We start from the raw sequence: 21,340 nt of genomic DNA, 5'->3' as shown, positions 1-21,340 counted from the left end.
TGGCGTGCCCCCTGCAACCAATATGCGGTGAGGAAAGCCGCCACCGCCAAGTCGGGCCGATTTTATCCGAAAGCTCGAGGCGTTAGCCAAAAAACGGATGGCCTCGTTTCCGGTCACACCAACCGGATGGAAGGAACCACGACGTTTCGGAGCAGCCGTAGTACTAATCGGAGGCTGGTGCCGGGACGTCTAGGAGGGACTTTCCCGCGGCCCGCTGGCAGGGAGCTGTTTCCGCTCCGCGCCAGAAGCGGTCGTGAGCGCTCTGCCGGGAAGCGGACATTCAAACAACGCCACGACGGTGATCGATCTCTACGGGGCACCGATCTGCGTCAGGGGTGTGCTGTCGAACCCCTCGATCCACCCGCAGACTCTGTCGCTGGCGGCGCGCAGAGGCGAGTCGAGAGGCGTGTACGCAAAATAGCTGCGCGACGGCAGCGAGATGTCCGGGAAGGGCGTCACCAGCCGCCCCGCGCGCAAATCGTCCTCGATCAGGGTGGAGGGCGCCATCGCCACGCCAAGCCCGTCCACGGCGGCCTGGATCGAGAGGTAGAAGTGGTCGAGCATCAGCGTGGCCGCCGGTTCCAGAGAGCCGTGCCCAGCCTTCGCCAGCCAGTCGCGCCAAAGCCGCGGCATGCTGGCGACATGCAGAAGCGTGTGCCGCGCGAGGTCCCCCACCTCTTCCAGCGGTTGGCGTCGCAGCAGCGCGGGGCTGCAGGCGGGGAGCCGTTCTTCCGGCAGCAGCAGGCGCGCCTCGAAGCCGTGGAAGGCATCCGGCCCGCCGCGAATGATCAGGTCGTAGTCGCCGGCCAGCCCGTCCACCGGCTCGCCGCCGGTCGTCAGCTCGATCTCGATGTCGGGATGCGCCTCCCGTAGCCGGCCGAGTTTCGGCACCAGCCAGCGCAGGCTGAAGGTGGCGAGGGCATTGACCCTGAGCACGACGGTGCCGCTGGTGCCCCGGCCGTGCACTGCCGCGGCCCGGGCGATGCGCTCCAGCGCGGGCTGGATTTCGGCCAGCAGCGCCCGGCCCTCGGGAGTCAGGGCGACCCCGTGGCTCAGGCGGCGGAACAGCGCCGGCGGGCCGAGCCATTCTTCCAGCAGCCGTACCTGCCGGCTGATCGCGCCATGCGTCACGCCGAGCTCCGCCGCGGCGTCCTTGAAACTCGACCGGCGCGCAGCTGCCTCAAACGCGCGGATGGCGTTCAGGGGCGGCAGCGGCCGGTTCTTCGAAGGGCCTTTCATGTGAGTTTTTCTGACATCGGAGGGCCGAATTAGTCGTTTGCGCCCTGCATTCTAGCAGGCGCACAGTGCCCATGTGACAAATTCAGCAAGCATCGTCCCTTCCGCCGAACCGTCAGCGCTGTCGCCGGCGCCACGGACCCGCCGGCGCACTTTGGTCCTCTCCGGCCTCGCCCATGCCCTGCACGATGGGTACACGGACGCGATCTACGTCCTCCTCCCGGTCTGGCGGGCCGAGTTCGGGCTCGACTATGTCGCGCTGGCCCTGCTGCGCGGCCTCTATGCCGGAGCCATGGCCATCCTGCAGGTGCCCGCGAGCTGGCTCGCCGATCATGTCGGTGGCCGGGCAGTGCTGATCCTCGGGACGGTGCTTGCCGCGGCGGGCTATGCCCTCGCCGGCTTCAGCGGCGGCGCGATGGGGCTCTACGCCGCGCTGCTGGTCTCCGGTGCCGGTTCCAGTGTCCAGCATCCGATCGCCTCCAGCGCGGTGTCGCGCGCCTATGGGGCCGCCGCGCGCGGGCCACTCGGCACCTATAATTTCAGCGGCGACCTCGGGAAGGCCATCATTCCGGCCGCGCTATCCTTCGGCCTGTCGGTCGCGCCGTGGCGGCCGTCGCTGTGGCTGCTCGCGCTGGCGGGGATCGCGGTCGCCGCCCTGCTCACGCTGTTAATGCCCAGGATCGAAGCGGCGCCGCCGCCGGCCGCCTCGGGACGCGCGACCCTGCAGCGCGACGGTACCGGTTTCCCGCTGCTGCTGGCCATCGGGGTGATCGACACTGGCGTGCGCATGGGGTTCCTGACCTTCCTGCCGTTTCTGCTGCAGCTGAAGGGCGCGTCACAGCCGCTCATCGGAGCGGCGCTCGCCTTCGTCTTCCTGGGCGGCGCGGCGGGTAAGCTCGCCTGCGGCTGGCTCGCCCAGCGCTGGGGCGTCGTCACCGTCACCCTGTGCACCGAGGGGCTTACGGCCCTCATGATCGCGCTTGCCGCCCTTCTGCCGCTCGTGCCGCTGCTCATCTTCCTGCCGCTGCTGGGGCTCACCTTGAACGGCACCTCCTCGGTGCTCTACGGCACCGTGCCGGAACTGGCGCCGGCTGACCGGACCGAGCGCGCCTTCGCCATCTTCTATACGGGCGTGATTGGCTCCGGGGCGCTGTCGCCGCTGCTGTTCGGCGCGGTGGGCGATCAGGCCGGGCCGGTCGTCGCGACGCTGGGGACCGCCGCCGCGGCGCTCGTCAATCTGCCGCTCGCCCTTGCCCTCGGGCCGCGGCTGGCAAGGCGGTGAGCGGCGACCGTCGCACCTCGACATGCCCGCGCCGCGTGAGGATTCGACAGGGAACGACATGGCAAGCAAAACGAATGTCCGGTCTGGCCGGTGCCATTGTGGAGCCGTGCGCTTCGAGGTGGCGCTCAGCGACGGCTTCAACTCGATCCGACGCTGTACCTGCTCCTATTGCCGCATGCGCGGTGCGGTCGTCGTGATGGCCGAAATGGGCGGGGTCCGGATCCTCGAGGGCGAGGAGATGCTGACGACCTACCGCTTCCATAGCGGAGCGGCGCGGCACTTCTTCTGTTCACGCTGCGGGATTTACACCCACCATCAACGACGATCCGATCAGAGCCTGTACGCTGTCAACGTCGCCTGCCTTGACGGAACAAGCCCGTTCGATTTCTTCGAGGTGCCCGTCATGGATGGCGTCAACCACACCAGCGACACCGGAAAGCCGACGCGCCGGGCCGGCACCCTGCGTTTCATTCCGGCAGGCTGACCGTCGCGGATCCCCAGGTCCTGCACGGCGGCGTAAAGGCGCCGGCACCATCGTCTCCGTTCGCGGCGGTTTTTCAGCTCACGGGGGATTGGCCGCCGTGAACAGGCGGGTATCGAGATAGGCTTCGATCGCCTCGGAGCCTCCCTCGGAGCCGTAACCCGAATCCATGACGCCGCCGAAGGGCAGTTCGGGTATGCCGAGGCCGAGATGGTTCACGGACATCATTCCCGCCCGCACCGATTTCAGCGCTTCCTGATGTGCGGCGGAGCGCGTGTAGGCGTAGGAGGCGAGCCCGAACGGCAAGCGGTTGGCCTCGGCGATGATCGCGTCGCGCGAGCCGTAGCGGTTGATGATCGCGACGGGGCCGAAGGGCTCGTCATTCATGATCGCGGCGTCGGTCGGGACATCGGTCAGCACGGTAGGCTGGAAGAAGTAGCCCTTGTTGCCGATCCGCCGCCCGCCGAGGGCGACCTTGGCACCGCGCTCGACGGCGTCGGCGATCATCGCCTCGAGGGCGAGGACGCGGCGCCCGTTGGCGAGCGGGCCCATTTCGACGCCCGGCTCGGATCCATCGCCGACCACCACATTGCCGGCCGCCTCGACGAAGCCGTCGACAAATCTGTCGGCGACGCTCTCCTGAACGAGGAAGCGCGTGGGCGAGACGCAGACCTGACCGGCGTTTCGCAGCTTCTGGGCCACGAGTTGCGGAATGGCGAGGTCGAGATCGGCGTCTTCCATGACGATGGCGGGCGCATGGCCTCCGAGTTCCATCGTCGCGCGCTTCATGTACGCGCCCGCGCGTGCCGCCAGATGCTTCCCGACCGGCGTCGAGCCGGTGAAGGAAATCTTGCGGATCGTCGGATGGGCGATCAGGTACTCGGAAATCTCGGCGGGATTGCCATAGACGAGGCCGACCACCCCGGCCGGCAGGCCGGCGTCAAGGAAGCAGCGGATGAGTTCGGCCGGCGAGGCCGGCGTCTCTTCCGGCGCCTTGACGATGATCGAGCACCCGGCCGCCAGAGCCGCAGAGAGCTTGCGCACGATCTGGCTGATCGGGAAATTCCACGGCGTGAAGGCCGCCACCGGCCCGACGGGGGTCTTGAGCGCGAGCTGGGTGATTCCGGCGCCCCGGGCGGGAATGACCCGGCCATATGCGCGCCGCGCCTCCTCGGCCAGCCAGTCGATGGTGTCGGCGGCGCCCAGCGCCTCCGCCTTTGACTGGGCGAGCGGCTTGCCCTGTTCCAGGGTCATGATCGCGGCGATCCTATCCGCGCGTTCACGTACCAGGTCGGCCGCCTTGCGCATCCGTTTCGAGCGCTCGAAGGCCGAGGTCGCCGACCAGACGGCAAAACCGCGGGCGGTGGCCGCAAGCGCCCGGTCGAGCTCGTCCCGGCCCGCATGGGCGACCCGGCCGATGACGGCTTCGGTCGCGGGGTTCACGACCTCGATGGTTTTCCCTGTGGAGGAGTCCGACCAGGATCCGTCGATCAGGAGTTTCGTGTCGGGATAGTCGAGCATGCCGGTTCTGCTCCGCTGAGAGGCAGGTTCTGGTCGAAAGTTACCATTCTACGGAATCCACTTTTCGCAGAGAGGAAATCGGTTGACAAGGCAGCGGCTCGGCACTTAGCGTAAAAAATGAAAATGGGTTTTCGCCAAATGGAAAATGAAGACAAGCTGGGCAGTGAAGACAAGTCGGGCGTACGCTCGGTGGCCCGCGCACTCGCCTTGCTCTCGGCGCTGGATCGAAAGGGCAAAAACCTTTCCGAGATGGCGGCCGCGGCGAACATCAGCGTGAGCACGGCGTCGCGCCTGCTCGGGACGCTTGTCGCCCACGGCTTCGTCGCTCAGGGGAGCAATAACCGCTATGTCGCGGGGCTGGCCCTGACCACGCTGCTGCATGAGACGGACCGGTGGGCGCCGCTGCGGATGCTGGCGGCGGAATCGACCACCGCCCTCCGTGCCGAGCTGGACGAGACCTCCGCCTTCTTCGTGCGGTTTGGCGATGACCGCCTTTGCATCGACTCGGCCGAGTCCAGCCAATTGGTCCGGCGTGTCCGGCTGACCGGCGAGAAGGGCAAGATTTACCGCGGCTCCGCGGGCAAGGTGCTGCTCGCCTACAGCACGGATGAGGCCGTCGACGACATTCTCGGAGACATGCAGAGCTTCGAAATCCCCGGCCAGCGGGACCGGACGGTCGAGGAGCTGAAGGCGGAATTGGCCCAGACCCGGACGCAGGGCTACGGCTTCAGCCATCATGAATCCACCGGCGGCTCCTGGTCGGTCGCGGCTCCGGTCTTCATCCGGGGCAATCTGGTCGGCGCCCTTGCCGCCGTCATCCCCGATCACCGTTTCGGCGAGGAAGCCCTGACCGCCGCGATCGAGGCGACCAAGCGCGTCGCCGCCGAGTTTTCCGAGACTCCCAGAAAATGACGGAAGTAACGACATGGCTCGCATTGCCGATATCGACCGGATCGATATCACGGACATCCTCAACAAGGTCGCCTATATCCTCGATTCCAAAGAATACGGCCGGATGGGCGAGGTTTTTGCCGACGACATCCAGTTCAGCAACCCGGGACGCCTCACCGCCACCGGGCTGGACGAGCTGAAGACGGCGTTCGAGAATTTTCCGGCCCCGTCCCTCAGCCACCACATCACCAATCTTCTGCTGTCCGGCAATGAGGACGGAACCGTCAAGGCGCTGTGCAAGGCCTTGTCCCAGCGGGCCGACAAGTCGATGGCCGCGGCTGAATACACCGACGTTCTGAAGAAGACCCCGATGGGCTGGCGGATCGCCTCCCGCACCATCAGGCCGTTGTGATCAATCGAGTTTTTGACCCTTCGCGTTGTCGCCGCGCCGGCGGCACCGGCCGAGATCGAGACGGACGAAATGTCGAAATATGACGTGATTATCGTTGGCGCCGGCCATAGCGGGCTTGTCGCGGGTTTCTATCTCGCGCGGGCGGGGTTGAAGGTGCTGATGCTGGAGCGGAGCTACCAGGTCGGCGGCACCTGCATCACCGAGGAAGTCTTCCCGGGCTACCGCGGCAGCAGCATCGCCAATTCCTGCCACAGCCTCGATCCGCGCATCGCCGGCGATATGGAGCTGGAAAAGCACGGGCTGAAGCTGACGCATCCCGCGCTCAACTCGCTGACCCTGTTTTCCAATGGCGATGCGCTGGTCATGTGGCCGGAGCGCGAGCGTCGGCGCGCCGAGATGGAGCGTCTTGCCGAGCCCGGCGACATGCAGGGCTTCGCCGACGTGATGCAGTTCTATCAGAACGTGGCGAGGAAGATGGGCGTGTCGTTCTACGACCCCGCGCCCTCGCTGGAAGAGGTCGCGGCGCGGTTCAAGGAGCCCGCCGACAAGGAAGCCTTCAATCTCGTCATGTTCGGCAGCGTCGGCGACGTGCTGGACCGCCACCTGAAATCGCCGTGGCTGAAGGCGTTTCTGGCCGGCACCGCCATGGCGACCAATCTCGTCGGCCCTCGCACGCCGGGCAGCGGCTACATATTGCTGCAGCGGCCGCTGCAGGAAGAATCGATGCGTCGCAGCGGCGTGGTCTTCGAGAGCAACGAGCTGATGATGAAGAACGCGTCGCCGATCGGCGGCGTGGGCGCCGTCACGCAGGCCATGGCCCGGGCCAATGAGAGCCTGGGCGTCGAGATCCGCCTTGAATCCCCGGTGCGCGAGCTTCTCTGCGACAATGGCAAGGTGAAGGGCGTCGTGCTGGAAAGCGGCGAGGAGATCGAGGCCACGCGCGTGCTGGCCAACATCAACCCGAAGACGGTGCTGACCAAGCTGGTGCCGGCGAACCAGCTGCCGCCCGAGATCGAGGAGCGGGCCAGGAAGCTGAGCATGCATGGCTCGTCCTCCAAGGTGCACCTCGCCCTCAAGGGCACGCCGCGTTTCAACCGCGCGCGGAACGACGAGGAAAACACCCAGTTTCTCGGCACGAACTTCCGCGTGGTTCCCAGCATCGACGTGCTTCAGGAGAGCTACAACGAAGCCACCATGGGCCGCTGGTCGCCGCATGTGACGATTTCGGGTGTCGTGTCGTCTGCCGCGGATCCCGACATGACCCCGCCGGGCTGCCACTTCATGAGCCTGAGCGTGCGCGGCACGCCCTACCACCTGGCCGAGGGAAGCTGGGACGACCAGCGCGACGCGCTCGGCAATGCCGTCGTCGAGACGCTCAGCCGGAACATCGGCAACATCAAGGACATCATCGAGGGCATCAGCGTCTACACGCCTGTCGACCTCGAGCGGAATTACGGCATGGCCGAAGGCAACGGTGCCCATGGCGACATCGTGCCCGGACGCATCTTCGACGCGCGCCCCATGCCGGGATGCTCGAACTACACGACCCCGATCGAGGGCCTCTTCATGTGCGGCGTCGGCAACTGGCCCGGCAACTTCATGAGCGGACTGACGGGCTACAACGCCAGCCGGAAGATGCTCGGCGAATTCCATCCGGCACACTAGTTCGGCCGTCTGAGGGCCTGATGGCCTCGACGGAAAATGTAGAGGATTCAAGTATGTATCACGGAAAAGCCATTCGGAACGGTGAGCCGTCCGGTCTTCGGTCGGCGACCAATACGGGCGATGTGTGGTCCGACATCCTGCTCAACGCCGGCAATGCGCGGGCGATCAACATCATGTTCCCGCCGGGCGCCCGCACCCACTGGCACACCCATGAAGGCGGGCAGTTCATCTACACGATTTCCGGCGAGGGCTGGATCCAGGAGCGGGGCGGCGAGCGCGTCATCCTCAATCCGGGCGATGTCGTCTGGACCGAACCGGGGGTCGAGCATTGGCACGGCGCCAGCGAAACCGGTCTTGTCACGCAGATCGCCCTGCATTTCGGCAACGTCGACTGGCAGGGCGCCGTGACCGACGAGGAGTACGGCACTTAGTAAAACCGTGCGAAAGCACCAGCAGGGAAGCGGAATAGATCAATGAACGACAAGAAATATTCTTCTGACCTTTCGATGGCGAGGCTTCGCCTGTGCGGACTGTCTGTGGCGCTGATGCTCAGCGCCACCCATGGCGCGCTGGCGCAGGACGCGGGCGATATCCGTCGCTTCGCGGGTCAGAGCATCTCCTTCGCGGGATACTCAAGTGCGTTCAATGACAAATGGGCCGCGAGCTTCGGCAAGTACTTTACCGAGCGCACGGGCGTTACCATCAACTGGATTCCCTCCAGCCCGTCGAAGAACATCACGCGCATCCGGGCTTCCGGCGGCTCGCCGGACATCGACGTGATGCTCATGGATTCCGCGAATCTTGCCCGCGGTGTCCAGGAAGGTGTCGTCGGCACGGTCGATCCGGCGAAGATCCCCAACATGAAGAAGGTGCCGGAGAGCCTGCAGATCAAGTCGGGCATCCCCAGCATGGCGTATCGTTACGGCAACTGCTACCGGACCGACAAGTTCGAGCAGCTGAAGCTCGGTGCGCCCAACGACATCGGTGTCTGGTCAAATCCGGGTCTGGCGGGACGCGTGATGTTCCCCTCGACGACGGCGGCGCAGTGGTTGATCAACGCTCCGGCGATCGCGATATCGGCGGGCGGCAGTTACGGCGACGTGTCCGCCAGCATCGAGAAGCTGTCTTCGCAGGTGAAGGCCTACGGGTTCTTCAACTCGTCGGGCGACATGGACGCGGCGATGTCGGCGGGCGACGTCTGGCTGACGGTCGGCAACAACCAGGGCCGCTGCCTCGCGCTGAAAAAGCAGGGCATCCCGGTCGCCTATGCCAGCTGGACCATCACCTCGGGCGGCAAGACCTATTCCGACCTGATCAACCCGGACAACCTCGTTCTTGTGGCGAACTCGCCCAAGAAGGAGCTGGTCGAGCTGATGATGAACGAGTTCCTGTCGGACGAAGCCGCCAAGGACTCGATTCCGCTCTTCATGTTCATCGCCGGTACGCCGCCGACGTCCTATGCGATCGACGCCGTGATGGCCGCCGATCCGTCGTCCGCTGAATGGATCATCAAGGATCCTTCCCAGCTGTTCCAGCCCGACTACCCGGCCTTCCTCGCCAATTTGCGCGAATGGACCACGCAGTGGGCGGGCATTCTTCGCTGACGCCCTCCTGAGCGGCAACGGCCGGCCCCTGGGCTCCGCCGTCCGTTGCCGGCTTCGGCTCGAAGACTTGCAACGCACGCCACCCGAACGTTTTGGCGACCCTAGCAACAAGCGCATCCGACGAGGCGTGGCAATGAGCAGACTTGAGATCGACTCCCTGAAGATCGCCTATGGCGGCTGGGTTGCGATCGACAACCTCAACCTGACGATCGAGAAGGGGGAACTGGTGTCCCTGCTCGGCCCTTCCGGGTCCGGCAAGACGTCTCTGCTGCGCGCCATCGGCGGCTATCTGAAGCCGACCGGCGGATCGCTGCGGATCGACGGCAAGGACATCACCTCCATCCCTCCCCAGTTCCGGGACATCGGCATGGTGTTCCAGAATTTCGTGCTCTTTCCCCATTTGACCACGGTCGAGAACGTCGAGTTCGGGCTGCGGACCCGGGGTGTTCCCAAGGCGGAGCGCCGCCGGCGGGCCATCGAGGCCCTCGCGATGGTGCAGATGGACACCTATCTCGATCGCTACCCGTTCGAGCTCAGCGGTGGTCAGCAGCAGCGCGTGGCGCTGGCGCGCGCGATCGTCATCCGCCCGACCATGCTGCTGCTCGACGAGCCGATGGGCGCGCTCGATACCAAGCTGCGCGAGCGGGCGCAGGAGGAGATCCGGGCGCTGCAGCAGGAGCTGCAGCTCACCACGGTTCTCGTGACCCATGATCAGCGCGAGGCCATGGCGATGTCCGACCGGATCATCGTCATGCGCGGCGGCGCGATCGTCGACGCCGGTGATCCCTGGCGGCTCTACCACGCGCCGAAGACGGCCTTCACCGCCGAATTCCTGGGGACCACCAACCTGCTGCCCGTCGAGGTGCTGACACGCGACGGCAACAGGGCGCGGGTCCGGATGACGAATACCGGCCATGAGTTCGAGGTGGAGGGCAGTCTGCCGGGCGCCAATGCCGGCTATGTGTCGCTGCGCCCGGAAGACATCACCTGCACGCCGAGCGCCGGGCCCGGCGCGCTGCCGGCCAAGGTGGTGAAGCGCATGTTCTATGGCGTGAACACCCATTTGCGGCTGGAGGCCTCGGGTCTGGGCTCCCTGCTTGCGGTCCAGCACCGGCATGCCGTGTTCGAGGAAGGCGCCGACCTCTTCGTCAGCTTCCAGCCGCAGGATGCGCGCCTGCTCCCGGCGGATCTCCCGGAGGGCCGGCGATGATCCCCGGCACATCCTCCCTGTTCAGGCTGGGGATCGTCCCGCTTGCCCTGTTCTTCGTCGTGTTCTTCGCCTACCCGGTGCTGCACTTCCTTTGGGGCAGCCTCGTCGTTGGTGCGGGCGGCGCGTCCAGCCTGTCGCTTCACAACTTCACGGACGCGCTGCATTCGCCCTCCGTGCTCCGGTCGTTGTCGGCCACGCTTCTTCTGAGCGTTCTGACCGGCGTCGTCTCGCTCGTCCTGGGCTATCTCCTGGCTTTCCAGGTCGTGCGGCGGAATGCCGTCATCGGCAGGATCATCTTCGTCGCCGCCATCGCGTCGCTCTTCACCAGCACCATCGCCCGGGCTCTGGGCTGGCGCGTGCTGCTCGGGTTCGAGGGCCCCATCAACAACGCGCTGGTCGCCATCGGCCTGATTTCGCAACCGCTGCAGCTCATCAACAACTTCACCGCGGTCGCGATCGGGATGATCCACATCCAGGTTCCGGTGGTGATGGTCGGGCTCATTCCGGTGATCGAGGCCTTGCCGCGTGATTTCGAGCGGGCGGCGATCGGGCTTGGCGCGCCGCGCTGGAAAACCTTTCTGACCGTTCACCTGCCGATGACCTGGATGAACGCCGTTCCGGTGGGGCTGATCGCGATCATGGCGACCGCCGCCTATTTCACCACCCCGGTCCTGCTCGGCGGCGGGCGCGTCGATGTGATCGCGATCCAGATCCAGCAGGCATCGCAGGTGCTTTTCGATTTCGGCTACGCCGCGACGCTGTCGGTCATGCTGGTGGCGATGATCAGCGCCGTCGCGATCGTCGTCCTTCTGCTGACCCACTGGCGCCGCAACGTCCGGGCGAGGGGATCGTCGTCATGAAGAACATGATCTCACGTGTTGTGGATACGGTGCTCTGTTGCGCGATGCACGCGCTGACCGTGCTGGCCGTGGCCTTTCTGGTGATGCCGCTCTTCGTGGTCGTGATCGTCTCGTTCAACTCGACGACGGTGATCTTTCCGCCGCGGGACTGGTCGCTGGTCTCCTACATGCAGATCCCCCCGGTGGCCGTCGACACGTTCCTGCGAAGCCTCGTACTCGGCCTCTGCTGCGCGACGCTGTCGGCGTTGCTCTGCGTGCCGGCGGCGATCGCGATGGTGAAGAGCACGCTGCCGGGCAGGGCGCTGATCGAGGCGGCGCTGCGCAGCCCGCTGCAGTTTCCCGCGATCATTCTCGGCGTCGCCATCCTTCAGTACTTCTACTTCTGGCAGGGCGCGCTTTCCGTTCCGCTGGTCGGCACCTTCGTGGGGCTGCTGATCGCCCACACGATCTACACCTTCCCCTTCGTGCTCGTGCCGACCATCGCCCGTCTTTCGGCGCTCAGCGGCCAGTATGACGAGGCCGCGGCCGGGCTTGGGGCGGGCTCGCTGACGACGCTGTTCCGGGTGATCGTTCCGCTGATGCGGCCCGGCATCATCGCCGGCATGTTCATGAGTTTCATCATGTCCTTCGAGGATGTCGCGGTGACGATGTTCCTCGCCGGATCCAAGATGACCACCTTCCCCGTCTATCTGTTCGGCAGCGCCGAGGTCTCCAACACACCAGGCCTGTACGCCGTGGCCAGCCTTGGCTCGCTCACCGCGCTTGTCCTCGTGCTGCTGGTCGAGCGCTTCATCGGCATCCGGACCGTTCTCAGCAAAGGCTGACGCAGCTCCCCGCGGGCGCGTCGGGCGCCCGCGCACTCATCCATCCAATCAGGCCACTGCACCGGAGACATCCCGGCAGGGTATGGCCCAAGGAGAACTGACTCATGAGCAACCCAGATATCGCCGACCTGAAAGCTGCGGGGGTGAGCGGCGTGCCGAGCGGGAAGATCCTCGTCACCAACGCGACCATCCTGACCATGGACGATGCCGAGACCACGGCCGGTTCCCTGCTGATCGACGGCGGCCGGATCGTCGCGGTCGACCCTTCCGAGGAGCAGGCGAGGGGTGCCGCGATCGTGGACATGGGCGGCAAGACCGTGGTTCCCGGCCTGATCGATGCCCATACCCATATGGAAATGATCGCCTATGGCTGGAACATCGCCGTCAACGTCAAGCCGCCGCTCGTGACGTCCATCGACGATATGGTCGAGCGCCTTGCCGAGAAGGCCGCGACCTTGCCGGCGGGGAAATGGATCCTCGGCCAGGGCATGCACTATCAGAACCAGCACATCGCCGAAGGCCGCTATCCCAATCGCTGGGATCTCGACCGTGCCAGCACCGAGCATCCGATCGTGGTCCGGTTCAGCTTCCACATCAATGTCTTCAACTCCAAGGCCCTTGAGGTTCTGGGCGTGGACGAGAATACGCCCGACTCCGACGGCGGCTATCTGGAGCGCACCGCGGACGGTGTTCCGAACGGCGTGTCCAACGACATGTGGCACGCCCTGAACGCGCCGGACTGGCCCTATGAGGAAGTCGGCCCCGCCCTCGCCAATGCCCAGGCAAGCTTTCTCGAGAACGGCATCACGGCGATCACCGAGTTCACGCTGTTCCGCGGCGGCATCGACGCCTATCTGGAGATGGAGCGGCGCAAGGATCTGAAGATCCGCGTCGCGCTCTATCCGAAGGTTCCGTCCGTCTGCCCGCTGGAGGACGCTGTCTCCGGCCGCCTCGGCGAGCGCTTCGCCGAAGCCGATCCGAGCCGACTGAAGCTCGGCGGGATGAAGATGTTCATCGATGGCGGCCTGACCTCCCGCGCCGCGGCGATGTACGAGCCCTATTGGGACAGCAATCTGAAGGGCGACCTGTCCTTCGAGCCCGAGGAGTTCTCGGAGATCGTCAAGAAGCTGCATGGCGCAGGCTATCAGATCTGTGTCCATGCGATCGGCGATCTGGCGCAGGACGTCGTGCTCGACGCCTTCGCGACGTTGCCTGAGCGCAAGGCCGCGAACGGCGCATTCCACCGTATTGAGCACGCCGGCAACTGCCTCTGGACGGACGAGCGCGCCAAGCGCTTCGCCGATCTGGGCGTGCTGCCGGTGCCGCAGCCTCCGTTCATCTACACCACGGCCGCGGGCTATCGTAAGAACCTGGGTCCGGTGCGCGGCGCCGATCTCTTCCCGATGCGCCGGATGGTGATGGACCAGAAATTCGCCATCCCCGGCAACTCGGATGCGATCGGCATTCACCCGAAGCAGCACGTTCCCATGTTCGGCATCTGGGCCATGGTGGCGCGCGAGATGAACAATGGCGAGACGCTCACGGACGGTGAGAACCTCGACGTCATGACCTCGCTGCGGATGTACACCCGCTTTGCCGCGCGCTCGATCGGACGCGAGCACGAGATCGGGTCCCTTGAGCCGGGCAAGTTCGCCGACTTCGTCGTATTCGATGAAAATCCGCTGACGGTTCCGACGGACACGCTGCGCGATATGATGCCGAACCAGACATGGATCGGCGGCGAACAGGTGTTCGCACGGGACGCACACGAGGTCGCCGCAAAGGAAGCCCACATACCCGCGTGAAGCCTGTCGACACGGCCTTTCGTGCGAGCCCGGGGAAGCACCCGCCATGGCTGTTCGTTCTGAGCTGGCCATGGCGGGCGGGACTCACGTTTCCCGCTCCCCGGGGCGGCCTCTTGGGCGCCTTCTGCCGTGCGCCGACAAAGCGGCCCGTGGCGCAGGCAAACGTGGCCAAGCCATGAATTTCACAAGCATCATCCGGCCTGTAGCCCGAGGGTCTGAAATGACGAACCTCACCCAAGTCTCGTCCCACCCGGCATGTCATTCCAACACGCAGCCGCGTGACTGGCTGTGCACCGCCATCCAGCGGATCGAGGCAGACATCAACCGTTCCGCCGACACGCATCTCATCCGCGTGCCGCTTCCGGCCTTGCCGGGGATCACGCTCTATCTCAAGGACGAGTCGAGCCACCCGACCGGAAGTCTCAAGCACCGGCTGGCGCGCTCGCTCTTTCTCTACGCGCTGTGCAATGGCTGGATCGGGCCGCAGACCCTTGTCGTCGAGGCATCCAGCGGGTCGACCGCCGTGTCGGAAGCCTATTTCGCCCGGCTTATCGGCCTTGATTTCGTGGCGGTGATGCCGCGAACCACCTCACCGGAGAAGATCGCCGCCATCGAGTTCCAGGGTGGCCGCTGCCATCTCGTCGATGATCCCAAGACGGTCTACGGCGAGGCTGCGGAACTCGCCCGCGGGGCGGGGGGCCTGTACATCGACCAGTTCACCTTCGCTGAGCGGGCGACGGACTGGCGCGGCAACAACAACATCGCGGAATCGATCTTCAGCCAGATGTCGCAGGAGCCCGATCCGGTGCCCCGCTGGATCGTCACCGGTGCCGGGACCGGGGGCACCTCGGCAACGATCGGGCGCTACATCCGCTACCAGCGCCACACGACCCGGCTGTGCGTCGCCGACCCCACGGAATCGGTGTTCCATCGGCACTATCAGGATCGATCGGTCCTGGAGGTGGATCGCTGCCGTTCCGTCATCGAGGGCATCGGCCGCCCGCGCGTCGAGCCGTCGTTCATTCCCGAGGTCGTCGATCGGATGATCACCGTCCCGGACACGCTGTCCGTCGCGTCGATGCGCGTCATCAGCGACATGCTCGGCCGCCGCTGTGGCGGCTCGACGGGAACCAACGTCTACGCCGCCCTGCGACTGGCGGAGGAGATGGCGGCCGCGGGAGAGCAGGGGTCGATCGTCTCCATTCTGTGCGACTCCGGCGACCGTTACGCCTCCACCCTCTACGATGACGCCTGGCTCGCCGGACGCGGCATCGGGATCGCGGCCCCCATGGCGCAGCTGGAGAGCTTCCTGACGGGCAGGGGAAGCCTCCCCCTCTGAGTTCAGGCCGCGGCGTCGTTCCGGGCCATCGTCCGCCATGGCGATGGCCTGCCGGTTCGGACGGGGAGTGCTTCCGGCGCAAGGCGCCGGCAAACCCGCGCCGGAGGGAGGCTACCGCAGGCGCCGGGCCTTCCACTCATCCGTGGCGGCGAGCGAAAGCAGCGTCTCCACCGCCACCTCGGCGACCGCCATCGTGGCCCGCGAGGATGGCCTGTTGAGCGGCGTCGCCAGATGGACCGTGCGGCGGAAGCCCGGATCGACGATGCGGAACGTATGGATGGGCGCCTTGCCCGCCAGGCTCGAGATCGATCCGGGATGACGGGCCGCCAGGGAGCAGATCGTCGCTCCGTGCCCGCGCCGGACGAGTTCGAATATCTGCGGCGAGGCGTCGACCTCCATGCCGATGTTCAGCGGGATGGCGTGACGCCGCGCCGTCGCTTCCACAAGCACCCTGAGGCCATGTTCGGGCCCCGGCATCACCAGCTTCAGGTGCTGGACGTCGCGCATGCGGATCTCGTCCCTCTCGTTCAGGAAGGGAGCGACGACCGCCCGATCATACGTCGCGATGTAGAGTTCCTCCTCGGCGATGGGGCGCAGCGAGGCGCTGCGGTCGGTCGCGGCGCCGCCGCCAAACACCACGGCGGCGTCGAGCGTGCCCTCACGCAGCCAGCTCGCAATGTAGCCGGACATGCTCTCGACCACGCGCAGACGAACCTGCGGGAAGCGCTCGAGGCAGGTCTCGATGAGCTGCGCCGTCAGCAGCCCGACCAGCGAACCGGGCACGCCGAAGCGCACGGCACCGACGGGGGGCTTCTCGCGGCTGAGCATGCTCGCCTTGGCGTCCTCCGCCTGCTTGAGGATGGCGTAGGCATGGGAGAGGAATTCCCGTCCCTGCTCGGTGAGCGTGAGCCCCCGCGCCCGGCGTTCGAACAGCGTCGTGCCGAGTTCGTCCTCGAGATCCTTCAGCCGCACGCTCAGCGACGGCGGGCTGCTGTGCAGCACCTTCGCGGCGGCGGCGAGCGAGCCGGTCTCGGCGATCGCTACGAAGGCTCGCAGATCACGAAGGTCCATGCCGCTCCACGCCCGTTACGCCACTCGCGCTCTCTGTGCCCTCATATCGGCCAGGCCGGCGGCGCGGGCAAGGATCGACCGCGCGCGATCGGCCACCGGCAGGTCGACCATCGCACCGCGAAAGGTAACGGCGCCGCGGCCGTCGGCCAGGGCCTGCTCGAAAGCCTCCAGCGCACCCTGCGCCCATTCGATCTCGCCCTTGGAGGGCGCGAATACCTCGTTGAGGATCGGCACCTGGCTGGGATGGATGCAGAAGCCGCCGGTGAAGCCCATTTCCCGCGCCTGCTCGATGGTCCGGCGGAACTTCGCCTCGTCGGCATAGTCGGCGACCGTGCCGACGAAGCCGATCGGCTGGATGCCGGCGTTGCGGGCGGCGACGACCGCCTGGGCGTTGTGAATGTACAGCGTATCGTAGGTCGGCGAGGCGCCGAGCGACACGGCGAGGTCCTCGGCGCCGACGATCATGCCGGCCACGCGCGGATGGGCGGCGGCGATGGCCGCCATGTTGAGCAGGCCCTCGGCGGTCTCGATCATGACCACCAGCCGGGTATGGCCCGGCGCCATCCCCCGCTCGCGCTCCAGCTCGTCGATGATTTCGGCGATGGCCCGCACATGCGAGGCGTCGGGAACCTTCGGCAGGGTGAGACAGCAGACATGGGGGCAGATCGAGGCTTCGATATCGGCCGTCGCCTGCCGCCAGGGGCGGTTGATCCGCACCACGACGTCGAGCCCCTGTCCGGCGAGACGAGCGGCCACCGGCATGACGGCGCGGCGGGCCTCCTCCTTCTGGCCGGGCGGGATGGCATCCTCCAGATCGAGCTGGATGCAGTCGGCGTCCCGCTCGGCGGCACGGGCGAGGAAGCGCTCGTTGAGCACGGGCACGAACAGCATGGAGCGCCATGCCGATGGGGAACGGGTCATCAGGAAACCTCTGCCGGCTGCTTGGGTGTCGCCATGCCGAGCTCCCGGCGGAGTTCCTCGGTGTGCTCGCCGATGTCGGGGGCGGGCCGGCGGAACGGGGCCGGCGTGGCGGAAAAGCGGGGAATGATGTTGTGCATCGGCACCGAGCCGAGCTCGCGGTCCGGGATCTCGACGATCGCCTCCCGTCCCTCGACGAAGGGATGGTCCAGAAGGTCCATTACCGAGCACACCGGTCCGACGGTCACGCCGGCGGCTTCGAACAGGGCGAGATTCTCGGCCTGGCTACGGCCGGCGATAAAAGCGGCGATGATGGCATCGAGCTCGTCGCGATGGGCCACGCGCGCCGCGTTGTCGACGAAGCGCGGGTCGGTCTTGAGCTCGGGTCGGCCGATCGTGTCGAAGATCCGCTCGGCCATGGACTGCATCGAGCCCGACAGCGCGACATAGGCGCCGTCCGCGCATTCGTACACGTTGCGCGGCGCGGTGTGCGACGACTGGTTTCCGGCACGCGGCGTCGGCGCGCCCGTGAGGCGGATCTGGGCCGCCTCGGCGCCGATCAGCGAGTGGATCGGCTCGAACAGCGAGAGGTCGAGAACCTGCCCGGGCGCGTCGCCCTGCTCGACCGCCCGCAGCGCCGCGAGGATCGCCGCCGTGCCGTACAGGCCGGCCACCATGTCCGCCATGGCGAGCGGCGGCAGCGTCGGCGGCTTGTCGGCATGCCCGTTCATGAAGGCCCAGCCCGACATCGCCTCGACCAGCGTGCCGAAGCCCGGGCGCAGCCGCCAGGGGCCCGTCTGCCCCCAGCCCGAGACGCGCAGGATCACCAGCTTGGGGTTGCGGGCGAGCAGTTCCTCCGGGCCGAGCCCCCAGCGCTCCAGCGTGCCCGGCACGAAGTTCTCGACGAGCACCTGCGCCGTATCGACGAGGCGCAGCAGCATCTCGCGCCCATCGGGGTCGTGGATGTCGAGCGCGACGCTCCGCTTGTTGCGGGCATAGACCTTCCAGAACACCTCGACGCCCTCGACGCGCCAGCTCCTGAGGTCGTCCCCTTTGCCGGGGCGCTCGATCTTGATGACATCGGCGCCGTAGTCGGCCAGCACATGCGTCGTCATGTTGCCGGCGACGAGGCGGGACAGGTCGATCACGCGCACGCCGTCGAGCGGGCCGCGCCCATCGGGCGTGAAAGGAATGGTCCGGGGCATGGGCAACCTCCTCCTCAATCCATCACGATGAGCGGCTTGATCTCCTGCAGCGCATGCATGCGCTCCAGCGCCGTGTTGACCTCGTCGAGGCTGTAGCGGCCGGTGATCATCTTGCCGAAGGGGATGCGGTCGATATGGGCGGAGGCGAACTGCAGCGCCTTCCAGTAGGATTTCACGTCGCCGGAAAAGGAGCCGATGACACGGATGTTCTTCTTCACGATCGTGGAAGGGCTGAAGGTCGCCGTGCCGCTGCCGAGCTGCCCCACGGTGAGATAGCGCCCGCCCTTGCGCACCAGGTCGAGGCCTTCGGCGAAGGCGCCGGGATGACCGGTGAACTCCATCACGATATCCGGGCCGCGCCCGTCCGTGATCTCGCGCACGGCCGCGAGGCGCTCTTCATGGGTCGTGCCCTCGATGGTGAAGGTGTGCGTGGCCCCGAAGTCGCGGGCGAGCGCCAGCCGGGCCTCCGGCGCGCCGATGACGCTGACCGTGCGCGCGCCGTTGACGCGGGCGACGGCCGCCGCCAGCACGCCGAGCGGCCCGGCACCCTGGATCGCCACATGCTCGGACGGCTCGATGCCGCCGAGATTGTCGAAGGCGTTCATCACCGACCGGAAGGCGCAGCTGCACAGGCTGGCGACGCCGTCGTCGAGGTTGTCCGGCACGCGCACGCGGCCCGATTCCGGCAGCACATAGCCGTATTCGGAGAACCCGCCGAGCAGATAGGGCGGCTTTTCGATGTTCTCGTACATATAGGCGCGGCGGTTCTCGCACAGCGTCGGCTGGCGGGCGATGGTGCAGTAGAAGCAATGCCCGCAGGCCGTATGCGTCCACAGGATGCGGTCGCCGATGGCGAGTTCCTGCCCGACGCTGTCGCGCTCGGCACCCTCGCCGATGGCGACCACGCGCCCGACCATCTCGTGGCCGAGGATCACCGGCAGGTCGACCGCCAGAGACAGGTTGCCGCGCGACAGATGCACGTCGGTACCGCAGATCGAGCAGGCCGTGGTCTTCACGATCAGGGCGCCGGGCTCGGGGCCCGAGGGAACCGGCACGCATTCGATCTTCACCGGCTGCCCGAACTGGCGGACCACCGCCGCGCGCGAGAAGTCGGGAAGCTTGGTTTCACCCTTCATCAGCATTGGGTCACACACGTCTAGAGGTAACGGAACCAGAGGGTCACGAACGGCACGAAGGTGATGATCGCCTGACCGAGCAGCGCCGCGCCGAAGAACCATCCGAGATAGGGGAGCATGTCGGCGAGCCGGGCGTTGGCTGCCCGCGCCGCCACGTAGAGATTGGCCGCCATGGGCGGCGTCAGCAGGCCGATTTCCAGATTGGTCGCGGTGATGATGCCGAAATGCACGGGATCGATGCCGAACTTCTCCGCCGCCGGGGCCAGCAGCGGCCCCATCAGCAGGATCGAGGCATTGGTCTCCATGAAGGTGCCGACCAGCAGGAGGACGACGTTGACCATCAGGAGGAAGGCTACCGGGCTCTCGATGTAGGTCGCCACCCACATGGCGATGTCCTGCGGCACCTGGTTCAGCACCATGGCGCGGTTGAAGATGCCGGTCATGGCGATGACGATCAGGATGCCCGAGCCGGTGATGGCCGCCGAACGGAAGGAGCGCGCGAAGTCCCCGCTGCCGAGCAGCCGGCGCAGCAGCGATACCCCGACCGCATACAGGCACCCGATCGCCGCCGCCTCGGTGGGCGTCATCAGCCCCCCGTAGATGCCGCCGAGAATGACGACTGGCAGCAGCAGCGCCGAGGCGGCCTCCAGCCAGATGGTCCGCTTGGATTTCCCGGCGGTGAGCGTGTCGCCGCCTTCCGGGCGGCTCTCGACGCCCCCCTTGAGCAGGCGGCGCGACAGCGCGTTGTGCACGACGAGGAACAGCACGCTCATGAGCAGGGCCGGCGCCAGCGTGGCGAGGAACAGCTGCGAAATCGACACGCCGACCGTCGCGCCGTAGAGGATCAACGGGATCGAGGGCGGCACCAGCACCCCGAGCAGCCCGGCCGAAGAGGTGAGCGAGGCGATGTATCCCTTGGGATAGCCGCGCTCGGCCATGGCCGGGCTGACGATGCCGCCGATGGCGGCCACCGTGGCGACCGAGGAGCCGGTGATGGCTCCCATCATCGCCGAGGCGGCCACGGTGATGTAGCCGAAGGCGGCCCGGATGCGGCGCAGCAGCAGGTCGGCCAGCGCGATCAGCTCTCCCGCCATGCCGCTGCGGTTCATCAGCTCGCCGGTCAGCATGAAGAGGGGAATGGCCACCAGCGGATAGCTGGAAATCTCCTCATAGGGGATGTTGCTCAAGCCGGAGATGGACAGCCCGAAGGCACCCATCTGCAGGAAGATGACCAGACCGAAGGTGACGGCGAGCGGCGCGCCGAGGACCAGGAAAAGGGCCATGAGGCCGAAGGTCAGCGCCATGGATCGTATCCTCCGGGTTCGCGCCCCTCGAGCGCGCGCCAGATGTCGAGCATCGAGTGGAAGGTCATGAGGACCGCCCCGGCCAGCACGAAGCCGGCAGGAATGGCGACCGGCGTGTCGCGGTCGATGAGGCGCTCGCCCGAGGACCAGGCGTAGTCGAACAGGTCCCAGGCGAGGACGATGAAGAACAGGCCGAAGACGAGGCACAGTATGGCCGCGATCGCATCGAGGCTGCGCCGCAGGAGACCGGGCGGCAGCATCTCGACGATATCCGCCGTCAGGTGACGGTGCAGATGGCTGCACAGCGCGCCGCCGATGAAGGTCAGCGGCGACATGGCGACCATCGCCCATTCTCCGGTGTCGGCGATCGGCAGGTTGAAGGTGCGGATCGCGACCGACATCGCGACCGCGGCGATGGCCACGACCATCGCCGTGATCACCACCATGTTTTCCATGCGGGCGAGCACGAGTTCGCCTCGCATGAGCGCGCCGAGCACGGGGCTGCCGCTACGCCAGGTCGCCGCGCCGGCTTTCCCGCCGCTCATCGACGTCGTCTCGTCATAGGCCATCGCCGCC

Annotated in this window: 20 protein-coding genes; 12 read left to right on the top strand and 8 right to left on the bottom strand. The window is 66.6% G+C overall.

Annotated features, from left to right (window positions below):
• Window positions 1-309: 309 nt before the first annotated feature.
• Entirely contained in the window at window positions 310-1,239 is a 930-nt protein-coding gene (locus tag STARVERO_RS13625) for a LysR substrate-binding domain-containing protein (protein WP_159599433.1), read from the bottom strand.
• A 91-nt stretch (window positions 1,240-1,330) separates the two neighbouring features.
• On the opposite strand from STARVERO_RS13625, the gene STARVERO_RS13620 reads away from it, so the two are divergent.
• Both STARVERO_RS13620 and STARVERO_RS13615 read left to right on the top strand, forming a co-directional pair.
• Window positions 1,331-2,518, top strand: a complete 1,188-nt coding sequence (locus STARVERO_RS13620; RefSeq protein WP_159601778.1) for an MFS transporter — start codon at window positions 1,331-1,333, stop codon at window positions 2,516-2,518.
• A 58-nt stretch (window positions 2,519-2,576) separates the two neighbouring features.
• Window positions 2,577-3,002 carry a GFA family protein gene (locus STARVERO_RS13615; protein WP_144344428.1) on the top strand — a complete coding sequence of 142 codons (426 nt, stop codon included), beginning with the start codon at window positions 2,577-2,579 and terminating at the stop codon, window positions 3,000-3,002.
• A 78-nt stretch (window positions 3,003-3,080) separates the two neighbouring features.
• Here the strand turns inward: STARVERO_RS13615 and STARVERO_RS13610 are convergent, their stop codons facing one another.
• A complete protein-coding gene (locus STARVERO_RS13610; protein WP_159599431.1) occupies window positions 3,081-4,520 on the bottom strand; it encodes an NAD-dependent succinate-semialdehyde dehydrogenase in 1,440 nt (479 codons plus the stop codon).
• A 138-nt stretch (window positions 4,521-4,658) separates the two neighbouring features.
• Between STARVERO_RS13610 and STARVERO_RS13605 the strand changes: the two genes are divergently transcribed.
• From STARVERO_RS13605 to STARVERO_RS13560, 10 genes are all read left to right on the top strand, one after another.
• Window positions 4,659-5,432 (top strand): IclR family transcriptional regulator, encoded by a 774-nt coding sequence (locus tag STARVERO_RS13605; protein WP_159599429.1) that lies wholly within the window; start codon window positions 4,659-4,661, stop codon window positions 5,430-5,432.
• A gap of 13 nt (window positions 5,433-5,445) precedes the next feature.
• Entirely contained in the window at window positions 5,446-5,823 is a 378-nt protein-coding gene (locus STARVERO_RS13600) for a nuclear transport factor 2 family protein (protein WP_144344431.1), read from the top strand.
• Window positions 5,824-5,835: 12 nt separating this feature from the next.
• Complete coding sequence (locus STARVERO_RS13595) at window positions 5,836-7,488, top strand: phytoene desaturase family protein (protein ID WP_244616764.1); 1,653 nt, start codon at window positions 5,836-5,838, stop codon at window positions 7,486-7,488.
• A 53-nt stretch (window positions 7,489-7,541) separates the two neighbouring features.
• Window positions 7,542-7,919, top strand: a complete 378-nt coding sequence (locus STARVERO_RS13590; protein WP_144344432.1) for a cupin domain-containing protein — start codon at window positions 7,542-7,544, stop codon at window positions 7,917-7,919.
• 75 nt (window positions 7,920-7,994) lie between these two features.
• The gene (locus STARVERO_RS13585; RefSeq protein ID WP_159599427.1) at window positions 7,995-9,092 is read left to right on the top strand and encodes an ABC transporter substrate-binding protein; all 1,098 of its coding nucleotides are present in this window, start codon (window positions 7,995-7,997) and stop codon (window positions 9,090-9,092) included.
• A gap of 133 nt (window positions 9,093-9,225) precedes the next feature.
• On the top strand, window positions 9,226-10,302 hold the full coding sequence (locus STARVERO_RS13580; RefSeq protein ID WP_159599425.1) for an ABC transporter ATP-binding protein: 1,077 nt from the start codon (window positions 9,226-9,228) through the stop codon (window positions 10,300-10,302).
• 59 nt (window positions 10,303-10,361) lie between these two features.
• Window positions 10,362-11,162 carry an ABC transporter permease gene (locus STARVERO_RS13575; RefSeq protein ID WP_159599423.1) on the top strand — a complete coding sequence of 267 codons (801 nt, stop codon included), beginning with the start codon at window positions 10,362-10,364 and terminating at the stop codon, window positions 11,160-11,162.
• A complete protein-coding gene (locus STARVERO_RS13570; protein WP_144344436.1) occupies window positions 11,159-11,986 on the top strand; it encodes an ABC transporter permease in 828 nt (275 codons plus the stop codon). The genes STARVERO_RS13575 and STARVERO_RS13570 overlap by 4 nt, the downstream gene beginning before the upstream one ends.
• A 104-nt stretch (window positions 11,987-12,090) precedes the next feature.
• Entirely contained in the window at window positions 12,091-13,791 is a 1,701-nt protein-coding gene (locus STARVERO_RS13565) for an amidohydrolase (protein WP_159599419.1), read from the top strand.
• A gap of 220 nt (window positions 13,792-14,011) precedes the next feature.
• A complete protein-coding gene (locus STARVERO_RS13560; protein WP_200837802.1) occupies window positions 14,012-15,130 on the top strand; it encodes a PLP-dependent cysteine synthase family protein in 1,119 nt (372 codons plus the stop codon).
• Between the two features lie 111 nt (window positions 15,131-15,241).
• Here STARVERO_RS13560 and STARVERO_RS13555 read toward each other — a convergent pair whose 3' ends face one another.
• Genes STARVERO_RS13555 through STARVERO_RS13530 form a run of 6 tightly spaced genes read right to left on the bottom strand, consistent with a single transcriptional unit; the run spans window position 15,242 to window position 21,333 of the window.
• Complete coding sequence (locus STARVERO_RS13555) at window positions 15,242-16,201, bottom strand: LysR family transcriptional regulator (protein WP_144344438.1); 960 nt, start codon at window positions 16,199-16,201, stop codon at window positions 15,242-15,244.
• A 15-nt stretch (window positions 16,202-16,216) separates the two neighbouring features.
• Window positions 16,217-17,122, bottom strand: a complete 906-nt coding sequence (locus STARVERO_RS13550; protein WP_159599417.1) for an HpcH/HpaI aldolase/citrate lyase family protein — start codon at window positions 17,120-17,122, stop codon at window positions 16,217-16,219.
• Window positions 17,122-18,324 carry a CaiB/BaiF CoA transferase family protein gene (locus tag STARVERO_RS13545; protein WP_159599415.1) on the bottom strand — a complete coding sequence of 401 codons (1,203 nt, stop codon included), beginning with the start codon at window positions 18,322-18,324 and terminating at the stop codon, window positions 17,122-17,124. The genes STARVERO_RS13550 and STARVERO_RS13545 overlap by 1 nt, the downstream gene beginning before the upstream one ends.
• A 14-nt stretch (window positions 18,325-18,338) precedes the next feature.
• Complete coding sequence (locus tag STARVERO_RS13540; RefSeq protein ID WP_244616763.1) at window positions 18,339-19,460, bottom strand: zinc-binding dehydrogenase; 1,122 nt, start codon at window positions 19,458-19,460, stop codon at window positions 18,339-18,341.
• Window positions 19,461-19,480: 20 nt separating this feature from the next.
• On the bottom strand, window positions 19,481-20,764 hold the full coding sequence (locus tag STARVERO_RS13535; protein WP_144344442.1) for a TRAP transporter large permease: 1,284 nt from the start codon (window positions 20,762-20,764) through the stop codon (window positions 19,481-19,483).
• On the bottom strand, window positions 20,755-21,333 hold the full coding sequence (locus STARVERO_RS13530; RefSeq protein WP_159599413.1) for a TRAP transporter small permease: 579 nt from the start codon (window positions 21,331-21,333) through the stop codon (window positions 20,755-20,757). Before STARVERO_RS13530 ends, STARVERO_RS13535 begins: the two co-directional genes overlap by 10 nt.
• Between the last annotated feature and the right edge of the window lie 7 nt (window positions 21,334-21,340).

This window comes from Starkeya nomas, from assembly GCF_902703545.1.
GTDB lineage: Bacteria > Pseudomonadota > Alphaproteobacteria > Rhizobiales > Xanthobacteraceae > Ancylobacter > Ancylobacter moscoviensis.
The sequence above is the reverse complement of the archived record's forward strand: the minus strand, read 5'-3'. Positions and strand labels throughout refer to the sequence as shown.

Coding starts and splice junctions, on each gene's coding strand:
- STARVERO_RS13625 (WP_159599433.1), bottom strand. CDS start 1,239: ATGAAAGGCCCTTCGAAGAACCGGCCGCTGCCGCCCCTGAACGCCATC.
- STARVERO_RS13615 (WP_144344428.1), top strand. CDS start 2,577: ATGGCAAGCAAAACGAATGTCCGGTCTGGCCGGTGCCATTGTGGAGCC.
- STARVERO_RS13610 (WP_159599431.1), bottom strand. CDS start 4,520: ATGCTCGACTATCCCGACACGAAACTCCTGATCGACGGATCCTGGTCG.
- STARVERO_RS13605 (WP_159599429.1), top strand. CDS start 4,659: ATGGAAAATGAAGACAAGCTGGGCAGTGAAGACAAGTCGGGCGTACGC.
- STARVERO_RS13600 (WP_144344431.1), top strand. CDS start 5,446: ATGGCTCGCATTGCCGATATCGACCGGATCGATATCACGGACATCCTC.
- STARVERO_RS13590 (WP_144344432.1), top strand. CDS start 7,542: ATGTATCACGGAAAAGCCATTCGGAACGGTGAGCCGTCCGGTCTTCGG.
- STARVERO_RS13585 (WP_159599427.1), top strand. CDS start 7,995: ATGGCGAGGCTTCGCCTGTGCGGACTGTCTGTGGCGCTGATGCTCAGC.
- STARVERO_RS13580 (WP_159599425.1), top strand. CDS start 9,226: ATGAGCAGACTTGAGATCGACTCCCTGAAGATCGCCTATGGCGGCTGG.
- STARVERO_RS13570 (WP_144344436.1), top strand. CDS start 11,159: ATGAAGAACATGATCTCACGTGTTGTGGATACGGTGCTCTGTTGCGCG.
- STARVERO_RS13565 (WP_159599419.1), top strand. CDS start 12,091: ATGAGCAACCCAGATATCGCCGACCTGAAAGCTGCGGGGGTGAGCGGC.
- STARVERO_RS13560 (WP_200837802.1), top strand. CDS start 14,012: ATGACGAACCTCACCCAAGTCTCGTCCCACCCGGCATGTCATTCCAAC.
- STARVERO_RS13555 (WP_144344438.1), bottom strand. CDS start 16,201: ATGGACCTTCGTGATCTGCGAGCCTTCGTAGCGATCGCCGAGACCGGC.
- STARVERO_RS13550 (WP_159599417.1), bottom strand. CDS start 17,122: ATGACCCGTTCCCCATCGGCATGGCGCTCCATGCTGTTCGTGCCCGTG.
- STARVERO_RS13545 (WP_159599415.1), bottom strand. CDS start 18,324: ATGCCCCGGACCATTCCTTTCACGCCCGATGGGCGCGGCCCGCTCGAC.
- STARVERO_RS13540 (WP_244616763.1), bottom strand. CDS start 19,460: ATGAAGGGTGAAACCAAGCTTCCCGACTTCTCGCGCGCGGCGGTGGTC.
- STARVERO_RS13535 (WP_144344442.1), bottom strand. CDS start 20,764: ATGGCGCTGACCTTCGGCCTCATGGCCCTTTTCCTGGTCCTCGGCGCG.
- STARVERO_RS13530 (WP_159599413.1), bottom strand. CDS start 21,333: ATGGCCTATGACGAGACGACGTCGATGAGCGGCGGGAAAGCCGGCGCG.